The organism is Rathayibacter sp. AY1F2, from assembly GCF_002930885.1.
GTDB lineage: Bacteria > Actinomycetota > Actinomycetes > Actinomycetales > Microbacteriaceae > Rathayibacter.
Map to the genome: position 1 here is coordinate 175,510 of NZ_PSVG01000004.1, position 18,326 is coordinate 193,835.

An 18,326-nucleotide genomic window follows, 5' to 3' on the forward strand; every position below is an offset into this window, starting at 1 on the left:
CGGCCCGCCCGATCACGGGGATCCGGCGGGCCGAGCAGGTCTCCGGGGCGGGTCAGGCCGTCGTGCGGGACTCCGCGACGGAGGCGAGGAGCCCGTTGATGAAGCCCGCCGAGTCGTCGGTCGACAGCGACGTGGCGGCCTCGACGGCCTCCGAGATGGCGACGCCGTCGGGCACCGCGTCGTTGTGCAGGATCTCCCACACCCCGATCCGGAGGATCGCGCGGTCGACCAGCGGCATGCGCGAGAGTGTCCAGCCCTGGGCGAGCCGGGCGATCATCTCGTCGATCTCGTCGGCGTGGTCGATGACCCCGTCGACGATCTCGCGGGCGTAGAGCCACGAGGCCTCACGGGCCGGCTCGTTCGCCGCTCGCTCGGCCTCGGCGCGCAGCGACTGGGCGAAGCTGATCTGCCGGACGTCGGCGTTGTAGAGGATGTCGAGGGCGCGCTTGCGCGCCTTCGTGCGAGCACTCACGGGAGGCCCGGCTCAGCTGACGCGGCCGAGGTAGTCGCCCGTGCGGGTGTCGACCTTGACCTTCGTGCCCTGCTCGAGGAAGAGCGGGACCTGGATCTGGTAGCCGGTCTCGACCGTCGCGGGCTTGGTGCCGCCGGTCGAGCGGTCGCCCTGGAGGCCCGGCTCCGTGTAGGTGATCTCGAGGACGACCGAGGCGGGGAGGTCGATGTAGAGCGGGTCGCCGTCGTGCAGGGCGAGGGTCACGTTCTGGTTCTCGAGCATGAAGTTCGCCGCGTCGCCGACGACCGCCTCGGGGACGGTGATCTGGTCGTAGTCGCTGGTGTCCATGAACACGAAGTCCGCGCCGTCTCGGTAGAGGTACTGGAAGTCGCGGCGGTCGACGTTGGCCGTGTCGATCTTGGCGCCCGCGTTGAAGGTCTTGTCGACGACCTTGCCCGTGAGGACGTTCTTCATCTTGGTGCGGACGAAGGCGCCGCCCTTGCCCGGCTTGACGTGCTGGAAGTCGATGACGTTCCAGAGCTGGCCGTCGATGCTGAGGACGGTGCCGTTCTTGATGTCGGTGGTAGAGGCCATGCGAAGGGGGATCCGTTTCGGTGGAAGTCTGCGCCGGCGAGCCCGGTACGCGGGCGCGGCGATATCGGCCGGTCCGGCTGACCCGTCGAGTGTAGTCGACGCGGCCCCGTCGGCAGAGGAGTCTGGACGCCGCATGCGAATCGCCCCAACGGCGCCGCCCGGGCTCAGCCGAGCCGGACCTACGATCCGATCTCCTGGTACGCCGCGAACAGCAGCGACGTCTCCGGCCCCTGCAGGATGCTCGGGCGGGCGATGTCGTCGAGGACCACGAAGCGGAGCATCCCCGCACGGGTCTTCTTGTCGCGCTGCATCGCGGCGAGGAGCGTCTCCCACCGTCCGAGCGGGTAGCTCGTCGGCAGGGTCAGCGACTCGAGGACCCGGCGCTGGCGGTCCACGACCGCGTCGCTGAGCGATCCGGTCAGGCGCGAGAGCTCGGCCGCGAACATCATCCCGACGGAGACGGCCGCGCCGTGGCGCCACTGGTAGCGCTCGGCGTGCTCGACCGCGTGCCCGAGGGTGTGCCCGTAGTTCAGGATCTCGCGCAGGCCCTTCTCGGTGAAGTCCTCGCCGACGACCCGCGCCTTGATCCCGATCGACAGTTCGACCAGGCTGCGGAACTCCTCCGACGTCGGGTCCGTGGCCAGGTCGATGTCGGACTCGATGATGTCGAGGATGCGCGGCTCGGCGATCATCCCGTACTTCACGATCTCGCCGAAGCCGGCCAGGATCTCGTTGCGCGGGAGGCTGGTCAGCACGTCGAGGTCGGCGACGACCGCCCGCGGCGCGTGGAAGGCGCCGACGAGGTTCTTGCCCTCGGCCGTGTTGATGCCGGTCTTCCCCCCGACGGCCGCGTCGACCATCCCGAGCACGGTGGTCGGCACCTGCACCAGCTCGACCCCGCGGAGCCAGGTGGCGGCGACGAAGCCGGCCAGGTCGGTGATCGCGCCGCCGCCGAAGCCGACGACCACATCCGTGCGGGTGAAGTCCGACTGCCCCATCACCTGCCAGCAGAAGGCCGCCACCTCCACGCGCTTCGCGGCCTCGGCGTCCGGGACCTCGGCGAGCAGCACCTCGTAGCACTCGAGCAGGCTCTCGCGGATCTCGGCGGCGAGGACCGCGAGGGTCGGCGGGTGCACGATGAGCACCTTCGCGGCCCGGGGGCCGATCGCGTCGGCGAGGCCGTCGAGGAGTCCGCGCCCGACGTGGATGTCGTAGCCGTTCTCTCCGGCGACGGGGATGGCGGTGGTGCCGTCGTTCATGACTGTCTTCCGCTCGGGCGGCTCGTGGCCGCCGGGTCCGATGGTGCAGGGGTGGCGGAGGGGCGCTGCGCGCGCACCCACTCCGCGATCTCGGCGGCGATCAGGGTGATCGGCCGCCGGGAGGTGTCGACCACGGTGTCCGCGAGGGACTCGTAGACCGGGCGCCGCTCGTCGAAGATGCGGACCCAGTCGCCGACCCCGCCGCGCACCAGCGGGCGGGAGCCGGAGCCGAGCCGGTCGCGGACGGCCTCGGCCGTGGTGGTGAGGAGCACGACGGGCACGTCCGCGAGGTCGGCGCGCGTCGCGGGATCGAGCACCGCTCCCCCGCCGAGGCTCAGCACCACGTCGCGACGGACGGCGCGCTCGACGACACGGCGCTCCTCCCGGCGGAAGGCCGGCTCGCCGTGGGCGTCGAAGTAGGGGGCGATCGGGCCGTGGGTGCGCACGAACTCCGCGTCGGAGTCGACGAACCCGGCGCTCAGCGCCTTCGCGACCCGCTTGCCGATCGTCGTCTTGCCGGCGCCCATCGGGCCGATCAGGACGAGGCGGGCGCGGGCCGCGCCGGTATCGTGACCCGCCATCAGCGGGCCGCCGAGGACGCGGCCATCAGGCGAGCCCGAGACCCGGGTCGCTCGCGGCGGCCGTGCGGAGCTCGTCGGGGATGGCGGCGAGGTAGCCCTGCAGGTTGCGGCGGGTCTCGGTGACGCTGTCGCCGCCGAACTTCTCGAGCACGGCGTTCGCGAGCACCAGGGCGACCATCGCCTCCGCGACGACACCGGACGCCGGCACCGCGCAGACGTCGGAGCGCTGGTGGTGAGCGCCGGCCGCCTCGCCGGTGGCGACGTCGACGGTGCGCAGCGCGTGCGGCACGGTCGCGATCGGCTTCATGCCGGCGCGGACCCGCAGCACGGTCCCCGTGCTCATCCCGCCCTCGGTGCCGCCGGCCCGGTCGCTGGACCGGGAGATCCCGGCGGCGGACTGGAACAGCTCGTCGTGCGCCTCCGAGCCGCGGCGGGTGGTGGTGAGGAAGCCGTCGCCGACCTCGACGCCCTTGATCGCCTGGATCCCCATCAGGGCCGCCGCGAGCTGGGAGTCGAGACGACGGTCCCAGTGCACGTAGGAGCCGAGTCCGGGCGGGAGATCGTACGCAAGGACCTCGACCACGCCGCCGAGGGTGTCGCCGTCGTCGTGGGCGCGGTCCACCTCGGCGACCATGAGGGCGCTGGTCGCGGCGTCGTGGCAGCGCAGCGGATCCGCGTCCAGGGCGGCGACGTCGGCCGGGCCGGGCAGCGGCGAGCCCTCGGGCACGCGGACCGGCCCGATGGCGAGGGTGTGGCTGACGAGCGAGACGCCGAGCTCGCCGAGGAAGCGGCGGGCGACGGCGCCGAGGGCGACGCGGGCCGCGGTCTCGCGGGCGGAGGCGCGCTCGAGCACGTTGCGGGACTCGGGGAAGCCGTACTTCTGCATCCCGACGAGGTCGGCGTGGCCCGGGCGGGGCCGGGTGAGCGCGGCGCCGCGGCCCTTGGGCAGGCTCTCGGGGTCGCGGGGCTCCGCCGACATGACGTCGACCCAGCGCGGCCACTCCGTGTTGCCGATGCGCAGGGCGATGGGGCTGCCCATCGTCGCTCCGTGCCGGACGCCGGAGGAGATCGTCAGCTCGTCCTGCTCGAAGTTCATCCGGGCTCCGCGGCCGTAGCCGAGCTTCCGGCGCGCCAGATCGGCGCGGATGTCGTCGAGGGAGACGGGGACCCCCGCCGGCAGTCCTTCGAGGACGGCGACGAGTTCGGGACCGTGGGATTCCCCGGCCGTGAGCCAACGGAGCATCCTCCGATTCTGGCACACGAGGTCAGTGCGCCGGACCCGCCGAGACGGCTCGGCGCATCGCCGCGAGCACCTCGTCCTCGCGATCGAGAGGCAGGGAGGGGTCGCCGCCGACGAAGATCCGCACCTGCACGAGTGCCTGGTGGAGCAGCATCCCGAGCCCGGAGACGATCGGGGAGCCGCCCTGCTCCCAGCGCCGGGCGAGCGCGCTCGGCCACGGGGAGTACGCCACGTCGAACAGGGTCGAGCCCGCGACCGCCGCGTCGGGCACGTCGAGGCCGTCCGCCGCTCCGCCGGGGAGCGTCGAGATCACCAGCGGCGCTCCGGTGGACCAGTCGGCGAAGGAGCGGACAGAGAGCGGGACGCCGAGCGACTCCGCGATCGGAGCGAGCTCGACGGCCCTCGACGCCGTCCGCAGGACGAGGTCGACCCGCGTCGCGCCCAGCTCGGCGGCGGCGGCCAGGGCGGAGGCGGCGGTCGCTCCCCCGCCGAGCACCTGGACGCGCTCCGCCGAGACGACGCCCGCCTCGGCGAGGGCGCGCACGATGCCCGCGACGTCGGTGTTAAACCCGCGGAGGCGGGGTGCCGGGCCGGAGCGGTCGACCAGCACGGTGTTGACCGCGCCGGTGGCCCGGGCGACCGCGTCCTCCTCCGCCAGCAGCGGGCGCACCGCGTGCTTGAGCGGCATGGTCAGCGACAGGCCGTGCCAGGGCTCACCGGACACGACGTCGGAGAGGGTCGCCTCCGTCGTCTCGACGGCGCGGTAGCTCCAGTCGAGTCCGAGCACCCGGTACGCGGCCGCGTGCAGCGCGGGCGACTTCGAGTGCGCGATCGGCGCGCCGAGGACCGCGAGGCGGTACCCGGCGGCCGTCACTGGTACTCCGGGTGGTCCCGCATCCAGGCCTGCCACTGGTCGACGGCCGCGTTGTGCTCGGCGTCGGTGGTGGAGTAGACCGTCTCGCCCGTCTCGAGGTTCACCGTGACGAAGTACATCCAGGTGCCGTCCGCGGGGTGCATGACCGCGTCGATCGCCACGTCGCCCGGGTTCGAGATCGGCGCGGGCGGCAGGCCGTCGCGCTGGTAGGTGTTGTAGACGTTGCCGGCGTCGTTCCGCTCGGCGTCCGTGGTCGAGACGCGGTCGGTCGCGCCGGTGCCGTACGCCACGGTCGCGTCCGACTGCAGGCGCCACCCCTGGTCGAGGCGGTTCTGAAACACGCGCGCGACCTTCGGGAAGTCCTCGGCGACGCGGGCCTCGCGCTGCACGAGGGACGCGAACACCACGACGCGGTAGCGGTCGTCCACCGGCACGCCGGCCTGGTCGAGCGACTGGTACATCCGGTCGACCAGGGTCTTCAGGATGTCGTGCGCCGGCGTCGACGGGTCGATGTCGTAGGTCGCGGGGAACAGGAACCCCTCGAGGCTCGTCGCCCCGGCCGGGAGCCCGAACGAGCCCCAGTCGGCGGCGGCCGCCTCGAGGTCCGTCAGCGCGACCCCGGTGCCGTCCGCGATGAGCGGCAGCGCCTCCTTGAGCGCCGTCCCCTCGGGGATGACGAAGGTGTTCGCGAGGCGCGTCGACTCGGAGTCGAGCAGCGCCGACAGTGCGGCCTTGGCGCTCATCTCGGCCTTGAGCGAGTACGCGCCGGGCTGGAAGACGGGCTCCGGGCTCTGGGCGAGGAGCAGGTCGTAGAAGGGGTCGTACGACTTGATGACCCCGTCCGAGACGAGGTTGTTGGCGATGTCGCTGCCGCCGTCGCCCTGGTGGATCGTGAACAGCACCTCGCTCGAGCCGGTGCCGGTGAAGTCGGTCGGCTCGGGCTCGGCGAACAGGCCGCGCACGGGCTCGAGGAAGATCGTGACTGCGATGGCGACGAGCGCGGCGAAGACGCCGAAGGCCAGAAGCCCGCCGATGAGCCCGCGGCGGCTGCGGCGCTTCCTCGCGCCGCCCGTCGCGCGAGCCGCGCGGCGACGCTTCGGGCGCGCGTCCGGGTCGAACGCGGCCGCGTCGTCGCGGCCGCGGGGCTCGGGCACGTCGGGCCCGGTGAAGAGGCGGCCCAGCGGATCGTGCGCCTCAGTCGGCGCGGGCTGCTGCTCCGGAGTCGGGTCGGGCGGAGTCGGCTGCGCCTGCTCGGCGGCGCGGGCGTCGCGGCGGCTCGGGGGGACGTCGGTCACGGGGAGGTCCTTCGTTCGGTTCGAGCAGGACTCCGGCCGGGGTGCCGGCCGAGCGCTCGGAATCGATGGCGTGCTGCAGGATCACCACGGCGGCGACCTGGTCGATCACGGCTCGGGAGCCGCGGGTGGTGCGTCCGGAGCGGTGCAGGGCGCTCTGAGCGGTGACCGTCGACAGCCGCTCGTCGACGAGCCGCACCGGAGCGGTGGGCACCGCCTCGGCGAGCAGTCGAGCGAATCCGCGCGCGTCCTCCGTCGAGGCCGTCTCGGCCCCCGACAGCGACAACGGCAGTCCGACGATGATCGCCTGGGCATCGTACTCGGCGGCGAGGTGAGCGATCCGGGAGACGTCCGAGGATCCGCCGTCAGTGCCCGCCCGCGCGACCGTCTCGACGGGCACCGCGAGCAGGCCGTCGGCGTCGCAGCGGGCGACCCCGATGCGGGCACGGCCCACATCGATGCCGAGCCGGACGCCGAACCGGCTCATTCAGCTGGTCGCTTCCTGCACCACGGCCTCGAGCGCCGCGCCGATGGCGGAGACGTCGGAGCCGCCGCCCTGGGCGAGGTCGTCCTTGCCGCCTCCGCCGCCACCGAGGATCCCGGCGGCGCGCCTGGCGAGCGCACCCGCGCGGCGGCCCTGGTCGCGGGCGGCCTGGTTGGTGGCGACGATCACCGCGGGCTTGCCCGAGACGTCGGCGGCGAGCGCGACGACGGCCGGCTCCTGGCCGAGCCGCTCGCGGACGGAGGTCACGAGGGAGCGCAGCTCGTCGGTCGATCCGGCGGAGCCGATGCTCTCGGCGACGACGGTCGTGCCGCCCACGGTGCGGCGGGTCGCGGCGAGGGCGGGCACCCGGTCGGCGAGGGCCTTGGCCTCGAACGCGGCGATCCGCTTCTCAGCGGCCTTGAGGCTCGCGACGAGCTCGCCGATCCGCTCGGGGAGCTGCTCGCGCGGGGTCTTCAGCGAGGACGAGATCGTGCTGACGAGGGCGCGCTCGGCGGCGAGCTCCTGGAAGGCCTCGCGGCCCACGAGCGACTCGACGCGGCGGTTGGTCGATCCGACCGAGGACTCGCTGACCAGGCTGATCACGCCGACCTCGGACGACCGCCCGACGTGGGTGCCCGCGCAGAGCTCGCGCGACCAGGGCCCGCCGATGTCGACCACGCGGACGACGTCGCCGTACTTCTCGCCGAAGAGGGCCATCGCGCCGAGCGCCTTCGCCTCGTCGATCGGGAGCTCGCGCGTGACGACCTCGAGGTTGTCACGGATCGCCGTGTTGGCGATCTCCTCGATCTCGCTGCGGGTCTCGAGCGAGAGGGCCTGGTTCCACGAGAAGTCCAGGCGCAGGTAGCCCGCCTTGTTGTAGGAGCCGGACTGGTGCGCCTGCGGACCGAGCACCTGGCGCAGCGCGGCGTGGATGAGGTGCGTGCCCGAGTGCGCCTGCGTGGCGCCCCGGCGCCAGTCGCGGTCGACGACGGAGGTGGCGGCGTCGCCCACTCCGACCTCGCCGCTGGCGACCTGGACCTTGTGGCTGATGAGCCCCTTGACGGGCTTCTGCACGTCGAGGACCTCGAGATCGAAGCCGGAGCCGACGATGCGGCCGGCGTCGGCCTCCTGGCCGCCCGACTCCGCGTAGAGGCTGGTCGCCTCGAGGATCACCTCGGCGATGTCGCCCGCGACCGCCTTCGTGACGGAGTGCCCGCCGACGATGAGGCCGAGGATGCGCGTCTCGGTGTCGAGCACGTCGTAGCCGGTGAACAGCGTCTCGCCGTGGGCGCGGAAGTCGGCGTAGACCGAGAGATCGGCCAGCGCCGACTTCTTCGACTTCGCGTCGGCCTTCGCACGCGTGCGCTGCGCGGTCATGAGGGAATCGAACGCCTCGCGGTCGACCGTCAGACCCGACTCCTCGGCGATCTCGAGGGTGAGGTCGATCGGGAACCCGAAGGTGTCGTGCAGGAGGAACGCGGTGTCGCCCGGCAGCGTCGGCGACTCGGCCTTCTTCGTCTTCAGGACCGCGAGGTCGAGGATCTCGGTGCCGGCCGCGAGGGTGCGCAGGAACGCCTCCTCCTCGCCGTAGGCGCTGGTCGAGAGGCGCTCGAACTCCGTGGACACCTCGGGGTAGGCCGACGCCATCGCGTCGCGCGAGGCGGCGAAGAGCTCGGGGAACGTCGCGGTGTCCACTCCGAGCAGGCGCATGGCGCGCACCGTGCGGCGCATCAGGCGGCGGAGGATGTAGCCGCGCCCCTCGTTGGACGGCGTCACGCCGTCCGACAGCAGCATCAGCGAGGAGCGCACGTGGTCGGCGATGACGCGCATGCGGACGTCGTCCTCGTGGACGGCTCCGTAGCGGCGGCCCGAGAGCTCGGCGGCGCGATCGAGGACCGGACGGACCTGGTCGATCTCGTACATGTTCTCGACGCCCTGCTTGAGGAAGGCGACGCGCTCGAGGCCCATGCCGGTGTCGATGTTCTTGCGCGGCAGCTCGCCGAGGATGTCGAAGTCGACCTTGCTCGTGCCCTCGCCGCGGAGGTACTGCATGAAGACGAGGTTCCAGATCTCGACGTAGCGGTCGTCGTCCGTCGCCGGGCCGCCGTCGATCCCGTAGGCGGGGCCGCGGTCGAAGAAGATCTCGGAGCAGGGGCCCGCGGGGCCGGGCTGGCCGGTCGACCAGTAGTTGGTGTCCTTGTCCAGGCGCTGGATGCGCTCGTCCGGCAGTCCCGCGATCGTCTTCCAGAGCGCGATCGCCTCGTCGTCGTCCTTGTAGACGGTGACCCAGAGGTCCTTCTCGTCGAAGCCCAGTCCCCCGTCGCTCTCGGCGCCGGTGAGCAGCTCCCAGGCGTAGCCGATCGCCCCCTCCTTGAAGTAGTCGCCGAAGGAGAAGTTGCCGTTCATCTGGAAGAAGGTGCCGTGACGAGGCGTCTTGCCGACCTCCTCGATGTCGTTGGTGCGGATGCACTTCTGCACGCTGGTGGCACGCGGGTAGGGCGCGGGGACCACTCCGGTGAGGTAGGGCACGAACGGCACCATGCCGGCGACGGTGAAGAGGAGGCTCGGGTCCTCGCTCACGAGGGAGGCGGAGGGGACCACGGTGTGGCCGCGGCTCCCGAAGAAGTCGAGCCAGCGGTTGCGGATGTCTGCGGTCTGCATGGGTTCCGTTACGGTTCGGTCGGTGACGACGCGGATGTCGGGCGGCGGGGCGTCAGCCCTCGCCGATGGCGGCCTTCAGTTCGGCCTCGCGCTGGTGGTAGCCCTCGGAGACGGCCTCGCCGAGCTCCTTCGCGGTGCGGTTGATGTCGGCGAAGAGCCGGGCGCCCGCCTCGGTGCGCGAGACCTGGTGGGCGACCGCGAATCCGAGGCCGATCCCGATGACGATCAGGAGGATGTTCTTCACGGGGTGTCCTTCCACAGCGGCGGGGCGGGCGCGACGGCGCGACGACCCGTTCGATTCTAGGGCGCGGGCGCGGCGCTACTTCGAGCGCGGGCGCTTCGTGCGCTTCGCGGCGGAGCGGCCGACCGCGGCTCCGGCCTTGTCGGCCGTCCGTCCGGCGACGAGCACGGCGCGGACTCCGGCGGTGAAGCCGGCGAGCTTGATGAGCGGACCGCCGACGGTCGCGGCCGTGAGAGCGACGAGCGCGTTGACGTTGCCGGTGACCTCGGCGACGTCCTTGGTGATCGTGTCCACCCGCGCGAGCTGGTGGTTGGCCTCGCGGAGGGTGGAGGCCGACTCGTCGAGGATCGGCGTCAGGCCGTCGCTGGCCTGCTTGATGGCCTCGCTCGTGCTGTCGAAGACGCGCCCGAGCTTCCAGAGCGGGACGGCGGTGATCGCCACCAGGATCGCGAACACCCCCGCGGCGATGAGCCCTGCGATGTCTCCACCGGTCACGGTGACCTCCGTTCGATGCCGCCCAGCGCGGCACTCCAGCCTACCGACGGCCCGCGAGAGGGTCGGACGCGGGGACGGGCGCTCGGCTCGGGCGCGACGGCCGGATCGGGCGCAGCGCGGGACTCTCGGAGCGCGGCGGGCACTCCGGATCGCGACCCCGGGAACGGGAAAGGCCCCGGTGCGCACACCGGGGCCTTTCTCTGCGGGGCTGGACTCAGCGGGCCGCGTAGTACTCGACGACGAGCTGCACTTCGCAGGTCACGGGGACCTCGGCGCGCTTCGGGCGGCGCAGGAGCGTCGCCTGCAGCTTGTCGATCTCGACCTCGAGGTAGCCCGGGGTCTTGGGGAGGACGTCGACGTGTCCACCGGCGGCGGCGACCTGGAAGGGCTCGGTGCCCTCGGAGCGGGTCTTGACGTGGATGACCTGGCCCGGCTTCACGCGGAAGGAGGGGCGGTCGACCGTCTTGCCGTCCACCATGATGTGGCGGTGGGTGACGAACTGGCGGGCCTGCGCGGTGGTACGGGCGAAGCCCGAGCGCAGGACGAGGGCGTCGAGGCGCATCTCGAGGAGCTCGACCAGGTTCTCACCGGTCAGGCCCTGGGTGCGGCGCGCCTCCTGGAAGGCGATGCGGAGCTGCTTCTCGCGGATGCCGTACTGGGCGCGCAGACGCTGCTTCTCACGCAGGCGGACCGCGTAGTCGGAGTCGGCCTTGCGCTTCGAGCGGCCGTGCTCGCCGGGAGCGTAGGGACGCTTCTCGAGGTAGCGGGCGGCCTTCGGGGTCAGGGGGATGCCGAGGGCGCGCGAGAGGCGCGTCTTCGAGCGGGTACGGGACGTGGTCGACACAGTGGTCCTTCCAAGGTCTGAGAGGTTCGGTCGCAGCTCTCGACCGCCGGCTCCGGGAGGAGGGCGGACGCCGCGGTCGTGTCCTCCGCGGGTGCGGGGGAAGGGTGACCGCAGTGGCGGGCTGCGCGATTCAGAGGGATGCGCTGCTCCGCTCGGCTACAGAGCGGTGGGCAACCTCGCAAGACTATCAGGCCACGGCCTCCCGTGCGGGTCGCGCGAGCTCGCGGTCGGCGCGGTCAGCCCCGGTCGCCGCGGATGATGCGCAGGAGCTTCGCCAGTCGTGCGGAGACGTCGCGCTCGTTGCCGTGCTCGGTGGGCCGGTAGTACCGCGCGCCCTGGAGCGGGTCCGGGAGGTACTGCTGCTCGAGGACGCCGAGGTCGGCGTCGTGCGGGTACCGGTAGCCCTTCCCGTGGCCGAGCTTCTTGGCGCCGGGGTAGTGCGCGTCGCGCAGGTGCGCCGGCACCCGACCCGCGCGGCCCGCGCGCACGTCCGCGATGGCCGCGTCGATGGCGGAGTAGGACGCGTTCGACTTCGGGGCGGTCGCCAGGTGCACGACCGCCTGGGCGAGCGGGATGCGCCCCTCCGGCATGCCGATGAACTGCACGGCGTCGGCCGCGGCGATCGCGACGACGAGCGCCTGCGGGTCGGCCATGCCGATGTCCTCGGACGCGGAGACGATGATGCGGCGGGCGATGAACCGCGGATCCTCCCCCGCCTCGATCATCCGGGCCAGGTAGTGCAGCGCCGCGTCGACGTCCGAGCCCCGGATGGACTTGATGAAGGCGCTGATGACGTCGTAGTGCTCGTCGCCGTTGCGGTCGTAGCGCAGCAGGGCGCGGTCGACGGCGCGCGCGACGACCTCGGTCGTGATCACGGGGAGCGCGGGCTCCTCGGCGGCGGCCTCGACGGGAGCGCCCTCGTCGTCCTCGTCCTCCTCGTCCGGGTCCTCCGCGGCGGCGGCGCGGGCGACCCGGTCGGCCTCGCGGGCCTCCGAGCGGGCGGAGGTGGCGGCGGCCTCGAGCGCGGTCAGCGCCCGCCGGGCGTCTCCGGAGGCGAGCCGCACGATGCTCGCCCGGGCCTCCTCCTCCAGCGTCACCGAGTCGCGCAGACCCCGCTCGTCGTGCAGGGCGCGGTCGACCAGGACGCCCAGGTCGTCGTCGCTGAGCGGCTCGAGGGTCAGCAGGAGCGAGCGCGAGAGCAGCGGCGCGATCACCGAGAACGAGGGGTTCTCGGTCGTGGCCGCGATGAGGATGACCCACCCGTTCTCGACCCCGGGCAGCAGTGCGTCCTGCTGCGCCTTGGTGAAGCGGTGGATCTCGTCGAGGAAGAGCACGGTGGACGTGCCGTAGAGGTCGCGGGTGGAGAGTGCCTCCTCCATCACCTGCCGCACGTCCTTCACGCCCGCCGTGACGGCGGAGAGCTCGACGAAGCGGCGGCCGCTGGAGTGGGCCACCGCCTGCGCGAGCGTGGTCTTGCCCGTGCCGGGAGGGCCCCAGAGGATCACGGACACCGCTCCCCGCTCCCCCGTCGTGTCGGCGGCGAGGGCGACCAGGGGCGAGCCGGGCGTCAGGAGGTGGCGCTGGCCGGCGACCTCCTCGAGGCTGCGCGGCCGCATCCGCACGGCGAGCGGAGTCGCCCCGGAGCGGAGTCCGGCCTGCTGCATGGTCATGCCCCCAGCGTAACGACGGCCTCCGACAGAGCCCCGGCCCGACTGCCCGGCGCGACGGAGCGGCGTTTGTCGTGCCTCCGGCGGTTCTCGTAGGCTCGACGCGGCCTGCGTGCGCGGGCCGCCGCGCCGAAGCCGCGCGGACGAGGACGTCGGAGGAACACGTGGCCCAGGGCAAGTCGAACGACCGCGAGGCGCGCACCCGGCTCCGGGCCTACCAGGCCCGTCAGAGCCTCCACCGCTCGAGGCAGAAGCGGCGCGTGCGCGACAACGTGATCGCGGCGATCGCCGCCGTCGTCGTGATCGGGCTCGCGGTCGTCGCCCAGATCCTCTACTTCTCCGGCGGCCCCGGCACCCCGGTCGCCGAGCCGACGTCCTCCTCCTCCGCGACCCCGACGCCCGAGGCGACGGGGGCGAACACCGGCGACGTCCCCTCCTCCGACATCGCCGAGGGCCGCGACTGGACGGGCACGCTCACGATCGGCGAGGACCCGCTGGGCATCACGCTCGCCGGCGCCGCTGCCCCGCAGGCGGTGTCCTCCTTCATCTCGCTGACGCAGTCCGGCTTCTACGACGGCGTCTCCTGCCACCGCCTCACCACGGAGGGCCTCTACGTCCTCCAATGCGGCGACCCGAACGGCGACGGCACCGGCGGCCCCGGCTACAGCTACGGCCCCGTCGAGAACGCGCCCGAGGACGGCGTCTACCCGGCCGGGACCATCGCGATGGCCCGCCAGGGCGGCAACGGCTACAGCCAGGGAAGCCAGTTCTTCGTCGTCTACCAGGACACGACCCTGCCCGCCGACGCGGCCGGCGGGTACACCGTGCTCGGGCAGGTCACCTCGGGACTCGACGCCCTCGTCAGCGACGTCGTGTCGAAGGGCACGGCCGACGGATCGGGTGACGGCGCCCCCGCCGAGCCCGTGACCATCACCTCCGTCTCCGTCCAGTAGCCGCACCCGCGGCGTCGTCACGGTCCGCCCGCGCGGGGAGTGCAATAGGCTTGTCGTCACTGCCCGTTCGCGGCCGAGCGCGGTCTTCGGCCCTCCGGCCGTCGAGCCCCACCGGCCGACGACGCGACGGGCACCGAGAAGCACGACATCGAACAGCAAGGTGAGGCTCCGAGCGATGAGTGACCAGCAGCCGTGGGGACGGGTCGGCGACGACGGGACGGTCTACGTCCGCGTCGGCGACGGGGAGCGAGAGGTCGGCCAGTACCCCGATGCGACTCCCGAGGAGGCGCTCGCCTACTACGAGCGCAAGTACACGGAGCTCGCCGGGCAGGTCTCCCTGCTCGAGCAGCGCGCCAAGCGGGGCGCACCCGCCGGAGACGTCGCCCGCACGGTGCAGTCGCTGTCCGCGGCCATCGCGCAGGCGAACGCCGTCGGCGACCTCGAGTCGCTGCAGACCCGGGTCGACGCGCTGAGCGGCTCCGTCGAGGATCTGACCGAGCAGCAGGCGGCCGAGTCGAAGGCCGCGCTGTCCGAGGCCCTCGCCCACCGCGAGGCCATCGTCGCCGAGGCCGAGGCCCTGGCGGCGGTCGACCCGGCGAAGACGCAGTGGAAGCAGGCCAGCGCCGCGATCGACGACCTCTTCGCCCGCTGGCAGAACCACCAGCAGCAGGGCCCGCGCCTTCCCAAGAACGACGCGAACGAGCTGTGGCGCCGGTTCCGCGGAGCGCGCACCACGATCGAGCAGAACCGCAAGGCGTTCTTCGCCGACCTCGACTCCGCGCACCGCGAGGCCAAGCAGGCCAAGCAGGCGCTCATCGACCAGGCCGAGGCGCTGGTGCCGCAGGGCGCCGATGCCATCCCGGACTACCGCGCGCTCCTGGAGCGCTGGCGGGTCGCAGGCCGCGCAGGCAAGCGGTTCGACGACGCGCTCTGGGCGCGCTTCAAGGCCGCCGGCGACGCGATCTACGGCGCCAAGGCCGAGATCGTCGCGCAGGAGAGCGTCGAGTATACCGAGAACCTCGACCTCAAGCTCGCCCTCCTCGAGGAGGCGGAGCCGCTCCTGCAGGAGCAGGACCGCGAGAAGGCCAAGCGGGTGCTGCTCTCGATCCAGGAGCGCTGGGACGCCGTCGGCCGCGTGCCGCGCGAGCAGGTGCGCACCGTCGAGGACCGCCTCCGCAAGGTCGAGGCGCACGTCCGCAAGCTCGACGAGGAGCACTGGAACCGCAGCAACCCGGAGCGCAAGGCCCGCTCCGAGGGTCTCGCCTCGCAGCTGACCGCCGCGATCCAGAAGCTCCAGGACGAGCTCGACGAGGCGAAGGCGCGCGGCGACCGCGACGCGATCGCCCAGGCTCAGGAGGCGCTCGACGCCCGCAAGGTCTGGCTCGACGCGATCGGCTAGACCCGCGCCGGCGGATCCCTCCACAGATCCGCTCGCGACGCTCCGGAGGGGAGGCGCATCGGCCAGCATGGCCGGATGCGCCTCCCCTCCGTGCTCCTCCCCGGGCACCTCCCTCTCGCGGAGCTGTGCGCCGCCCGCCTCGACGGCGAGCTGGTCGCGCTCGACGAGGGCTTCCTCGTCGCGGACCTGCCCCTGGGGGCGTCCGAGCGGGCCGCCTCCCTGCGCTCGTTGCTCCCCCGCGGCGCCGTCGCCGATCGTCTCTCCGCCGCATGGGTGCACGGGGCGACGCACGGCCCGCCGCCGGTGCACAGCGCCTCGATCGACCGGCGGAAGCGCCGACAGGCGCCGTCGAACCCCCGCCTGCGCTGCCACGAGGTCCTGCTCGACGAGGACGACGTCGTCCTCCTCGGCGGCGCGCCGGTCACGTCGCCTGCTCGCACGCTGATCGACCTCGCCCGGACGGAGGACGCGGGCGCGATCCTCCGGGCGCTCTCTCGGAGCACCCGGACCGGCCTCGACGCCGTCCTCGCGAGGCTGGAGGAGGGCAGCGCCGTCGCCGGACGGAGGATCGTCGGACGACGGCTGCGGGCGGCGCTCGGCGAGGCGCCGCCCGGGGATCAGCCCGCGTTCACCCGGTAGACGTCGTAGACGGCGTCGATCCGGCGCACGGCGTTCAGCACGCGGTCCAGGTGGGTGGTGTCGCCCATCTCGAAGACGAACCGGCTGATCGCCAGCCGGTCGCTCGAGGTCGAGACCGTCGCCGAGAGGATGTTGACGTGGTGCTCCGAGAGCACGCGCGTCACGTCGCTCAGCAGGCCCGAGCGGTCCAGCGCCTCGACCTGGATCTGCACGAGGAAGATGCTCTTGGAGGACGGCGCCCACTCGACGTCGACGATCCGCTCCGGTTCCTTCAGCAGCTCCTGCACGTTGTGGCAGCTCGCCTGGTGCACGGAGACGCCGGCTCCCCGCGTCACGAATCCGACGATCTGATCGCCCGGAACCGGAGTGCAGCACTTCGCGAGCTTCACGAGGATGTCCGGCGCGCCCTTCACGAGGACGCCCGACTCGCTGCTCCGGCTCCGCGGCCGGGGCGAGCGCGGGAGGGTGACCTCGTTCTCGTCCGACTCCGGATCGCCCTGGATGGAGGAGACGACCTTCTCGAGCACCGACTGGGTCGAGACGTGGCCCTCGCCGACGGCCGCGTAGAGCGCCTCGACGTCGTTGTAGCGCAGCTGGCTGGCCACCTCGGTGAAAGTGTCCTGGCTCATCAGCTTCTGCAGCGGCAGGTTCTGCTTCCGCATCGCCCGGGCGATGGAGTCCTTGCCCTGCTCGATCGCCTCGTCGCGCCGCTCCTTGGTGAACCACTGCCGGATCTTGTTGCGGGCCCGCGGGCTCTGCACGAAGTGGAGCCAGTCCTGGCTCGGTCCCGAGTCGGGGTTCTTCGAGGTGAAGACCTCGACCACGTCGCCCGTCGTCAGAGCCGACTCCAGCGGCACGAGGCGCCCGTTGACCTTGGCGCCCATCGTCCGATGCCCGACCTCGGTGTGCACCGCGTAGGCGAAGTCGACCGGGGTCGCACCGGTCGGCAGGCCGATCACGCGTCCCTTCGGGGTGAAGACGTAGACCTCCTTGGCGCCGATCTCGAAGCGGAGGGAGTCGAGGAACTCGTTCGGGTCTGTGGTCTCCGACTGCCAGTCCGAGAGGTGCGCGAGCCAGGCGAGGTCGGTGTCGTTCGATCCGGAGGTGGGCACCTTGCCGGTGGCCATCTGCTCCTTGTACTTCCAGTGCGCCGCGATGCCGAACTCCGCGTGCTGGTGCATCTCGTTGGTGCGGATCTGGATCTCGACCGCACGCCCCTTCGGCCCGACGACCGTCGTGTGCAGCGACTGGTAGAGGTTGAACTTCGGAGTGGCGATGTAGTCCTTGAACCGGCCCGGCATCGGCGTCCAGCGGGCGTGGATCGAGCCGAGCACGGCGTAGCAGTCGCGCACCGAGTTCACGAGGACGCGGATGCCGACCAGGTCGTAGATCTCGTCGAACTCGCGACCGCGGACGACCATCTTCTGGTAGATCGAGTAATACTGCTTCGGCCGGCCGACGACACGACCGCGGATCCGCCCGGCCCGCAGGTCCTCGCTGATCAGGTCGATGACGTTCTGCACGAACTCCTCGCGCTGCGGCGTCCGCCGCTTCACCAGGCTCTCGATCTCGTTGTAGATCTTGGGGTAGAGCACCGCGAAGGACAGGTCCTCGAGCTCCCACTTGATCGCCTGGATGCCGAGGCGGTGCGCCAGCGGCGCGTAGATCTCGAGAGTCTCGGTGGCCTTGCGGGCGGCGGATTCGGCGGGGACGAAGCCCCAGGTCCGCGCGTTGTGGAGGCGGTCGGCGAGCTTGATGATCAGGACGCGGATGTCCTTCGACATCGCCACGATCATCTTGCGGACGGTCTCGGCCTGCGCGCTGTCGCCGTACTTGACCTTGTCGAGCTTGGTGACGCCGTCGACGAGCATCGCGACCTCGTCGCCGAAGTCCGCGCGGAGCTCGTCGAGCTGGTAGTCGGTGTCCTCGACGGTGTCGTGCAGCAGCGCGGCGGCGATCGTCTTCGAGCCGATGCCGAGGTCGGCGAGGATCTGCGCGACGGCCAGCGGATGAGTGATATAGGGCTCGCCGCTGCGGCGCTTCTGGTTCGCGTGCGCCCGCTCCGCGACCGAGTACGCGCGCTCGATCAGCGCGATGTCGCTCTTCGGATGGTGCATCCGGACGGTGCGGACGAGGGTGTCGACAGCACCGGAGGGCTGCGCGCGCGAGAAGATCCGCGGGACCAGTCTGCGCAGGGCAGCGGTCGAGGACGTCGTCGTCGTTTCCGTCACGCGAGGATCTCCATCGCCCCATTATCGCCCGTGCGGACGGCGCCGATGACCGTTCCGCCCGGGGCGGACGGCGCCGGCGTCAGCCGATGCGTCCCGGGCGCCCCTCGCCGTCGACCACGTCGCCGCCCGCCGCGGCCCAGGCGGTCATGCCGGCGTCGACGTTGGCGACCTCGTAGCCGGCGCCGTCGAGGGCCTGCGTCACCATCGCGGAGCGGACTCCGGAGTGGCAGACCACCAGGATCGCCGTGTCGGCCGGGAGCTCGTCCTGCCGGGCGCCGATCTCCCCCATCGGGATGTGGTGGGCGGCCGGAGCATGCCCCGCCGCCCACTCGTGCGGCTCCCGGACGTCGAGCAGCCAGACCTCGTCGCGCTCGACGAGTCCGACGGCGTCGGCCGCCGTGACCTGTGCGTAGTCGGCCAC

General features: G+C 72.3%; 17 protein-coding genes and 1 pseudogene. 3 read left to right on the top strand and 15 right to left on the bottom strand.

Features of this window, described 5'->3' with window-relative positions; translation table 11 throughout:
• Window positions 1-52: 52 nt before the first annotated feature.
• From nusB to C5C54_RS05225, 13 genes and pseudogenes are all read right to left on the bottom strand, one after another.
• Complete coding sequence (nusB, locus tag C5C54_RS05165; protein WP_104287924.1) at window positions 53-472, bottom strand: transcription antitermination factor NusB; 420 nt, start codon at window positions 470-472, stop codon at window positions 53-55.
• Window positions 473-484: 12 nt separating this feature from the next.
• On the bottom strand, window positions 485-1,045 hold the full coding sequence (gene efp, locus C5C54_RS05170; RefSeq protein WP_068210208.1) for an elongation factor P: 561 nt from the start codon (window positions 1,043-1,045) through the stop codon (window positions 485-487).
• Between the two features lie 179 nt (window positions 1,046-1,224).
• Window positions 1,225-2,304: a 3-dehydroquinate synthase gene (gene aroB, locus C5C54_RS05175; protein ID WP_104287925.1), complete on the bottom strand. Its 1,080-nt coding sequence runs from the start codon at window positions 2,302-2,304 to the stop codon at window positions 1,225-1,227.
• Window positions 2,301-2,885, bottom strand: coding sequence for a shikimate kinase (locus C5C54_RS05180; RefSeq protein ID WP_104225325.1), 585 nt, complete (start codon window positions 2,883-2,885; stop codon window positions 2,301-2,303). The genes aroB and C5C54_RS05180 overlap by 4 nt, the downstream gene beginning before the upstream one ends.
• Window positions 2,886-2,910: 25 nt before the next feature.
• Window positions 2,911-4,128: a chorismate synthase gene (gene aroC / locus C5C54_RS05185; protein ID WP_104251091.1), complete on the bottom strand. Its 1,218-nt coding sequence runs from the start codon at window positions 4,126-4,128 to the stop codon at window positions 2,911-2,913.
• A gap of 22 nt (window positions 4,129-4,150) precedes the next feature.
• On the bottom strand, window positions 4,151-4,999 hold the full coding sequence (locus tag C5C54_RS05190; RefSeq protein ID WP_258063229.1) for a shikimate dehydrogenase: 849 nt from the start codon (window positions 4,997-4,999) through the stop codon (window positions 4,151-4,153).
• Entirely contained in the window at window positions 4,996-6,294 is a 1,299-nt protein-coding gene (gene mltG, locus C5C54_RS05195) for an endolytic transglycosylase MltG (RefSeq protein WP_104287926.1), read from the bottom strand. The genes C5C54_RS05190 and mltG overlap by 4 nt, the downstream gene beginning before the upstream one ends.
• Window positions 6,295-6,304: 10 nt before the next feature.
• Window positions 6,305-6,778, bottom strand: a pseudogene (gene ruvX, locus C5C54_RS05200) (Holliday junction resolvase RuvX); the annotation flags it as partial.
• The gene (gene alaS, locus C5C54_RS05205) at window positions 6,779-9,436 is read right to left on the bottom strand and encodes an alanine--tRNA ligase (protein ID WP_104261517.1); all 2,658 of its coding nucleotides are present in this window, start codon (window positions 9,434-9,436) and stop codon (window positions 6,779-6,781) included.
• A 52-nt stretch (window positions 9,437-9,488) separates the two neighbouring features.
• Complete coding sequence (locus C5C54_RS05210; RefSeq protein ID WP_104225329.1) at window positions 9,489-9,680, bottom strand: hypothetical protein; 192 nt, start codon at window positions 9,678-9,680, stop codon at window positions 9,489-9,491.
• A 75-nt stretch (window positions 9,681-9,755) separates the two neighbouring features.
• Window positions 9,756-10,172, bottom strand: a complete 417-nt coding sequence (locus C5C54_RS05215) for a DUF948 domain-containing protein (RefSeq protein ID WP_104224759.1) — start codon at window positions 10,170-10,172, stop codon at window positions 9,756-9,758.
• 214 nt (window positions 10,173-10,386) lie between these two features.
• A complete protein-coding gene (gene rpsD / locus C5C54_RS05220) occupies window positions 10,387-11,016 on the bottom strand; it encodes a 30S ribosomal protein S4 (protein WP_068210518.1) in 630 nt (209 codons plus the stop codon).
• A gap of 236 nt (window positions 11,017-11,252) precedes the next feature.
• Window positions 11,253-12,686, bottom strand: coding sequence for a replication-associated recombination protein A (locus C5C54_RS05225; protein WP_104225330.1), 1,434 nt, complete (start codon window positions 12,684-12,686; stop codon window positions 11,253-11,255).
• Window positions 12,687-12,847: 161 nt separating this feature from the next.
• Here C5C54_RS05225 and C5C54_RS05230 point away from each other — a divergent pair, with 161 nt between their 5' ends.
• The 3 genes from C5C54_RS05230 (at window position 12,848) to C5C54_RS05240 (ending at window position 15,674) form a co-directional block, all read left to right on the top strand.
• The gene (locus tag C5C54_RS05230; RefSeq protein WP_104267370.1) at window positions 12,848-13,636 is read left to right on the top strand and encodes a peptidylprolyl isomerase; all 789 of its coding nucleotides are present in this window, start codon (window positions 12,848-12,850) and stop codon (window positions 13,634-13,636) included.
• A gap of 175 nt (window positions 13,637-13,811) precedes the next feature.
• Entirely contained in the window at window positions 13,812-15,035 is a 1,224-nt protein-coding gene (locus C5C54_RS05235; protein WP_104233314.1) for a DUF349 domain-containing protein, read from the top strand.
• Between the two features lie 75 nt (window positions 15,036-15,110).
• Entirely contained in the window at window positions 15,111-15,674 is a 564-nt protein-coding gene (locus C5C54_RS05240) for a type IV toxin-antitoxin system AbiEi family antitoxin (protein WP_104225333.1), read from the top strand.
• Here the strand turns inward: C5C54_RS05240 and C5C54_RS05245 are convergent.
• Complete coding sequence (locus C5C54_RS05245; RefSeq protein ID WP_104261518.1) at window positions 15,653-17,905, bottom strand: bifunctional (p)ppGpp synthetase/guanosine-3',5'-bis(diphosphate) 3'-pyrophosphohydrolase; 2,253 nt, start codon at window positions 17,903-17,905, stop codon at window positions 15,653-15,655. The genes C5C54_RS05240 and C5C54_RS05245 overlap by 22 nt on opposite strands.
• Window positions 17,906-17,984: 79 nt before the next feature.
• Window positions 17,985-18,326 (bottom strand): rhodanese-like domain-containing protein, encoded by a 342-nt coding sequence (locus C5C54_RS05250; protein WP_104224765.1) that lies wholly within the window; start codon window positions 18,324-18,326, stop codon window positions 17,985-17,987.

What these genes read in the sequence shown, in the direction of transcription:
- efp (WP_068210208.1), bottom strand. Translation starts at nt 1,045, where the DNA reads ATGGCCTCTACCACCGACATCAAGAACGGCACCGTCCTCAGCATCGAC.
- aroB (WP_104287925.1), bottom strand. Translation starts at nt 2,304, where the DNA reads ATGAACGACGGCACCACCGCCATCCCCGTCGCCGGAGAGAACGGCTAC.
- C5C54_RS05180 (WP_104225325.1), bottom strand. Translation starts at nt 2,885, where the DNA reads ATGGCGGGTCACGATACCGGCGCGGCCCGCGCCCGCCTCGTCCTGATC.
- aroC (WP_104251091.1), bottom strand. Translation starts at nt 4,128, where the DNA reads ATGCTCCGTTGGCTCACGGCCGGGGAATCCCACGGTCCCGAACTCGTC.
- alaS (WP_104261517.1), bottom strand. Translation starts at nt 9,436, where the DNA reads ATGCAGACCGCAGACATCCGCAACCGCTGGCTCGACTTCTTCGGGAGC.
- C5C54_RS05225 (WP_104225330.1), bottom strand. Translation starts at nt 12,686, where the DNA reads ATGACCATGCAGCAGGCCGGACTCCGCTCCGGGGCGACTCCGCTCGCC.
- C5C54_RS05235 (WP_104233314.1), top strand. Translation starts at nt 13,812, where the DNA reads ATGAGTGACCAGCAGCCGTGGGGACGGGTCGGCGACGACGGGACGGTC.
- C5C54_RS05240 (WP_104225333.1), top strand. Translation starts at nt 15,111, where the DNA reads ATGCGCCTCCCCTCCGTGCTCCTCCCCGGGCACCTCCCTCTCGCGGAG.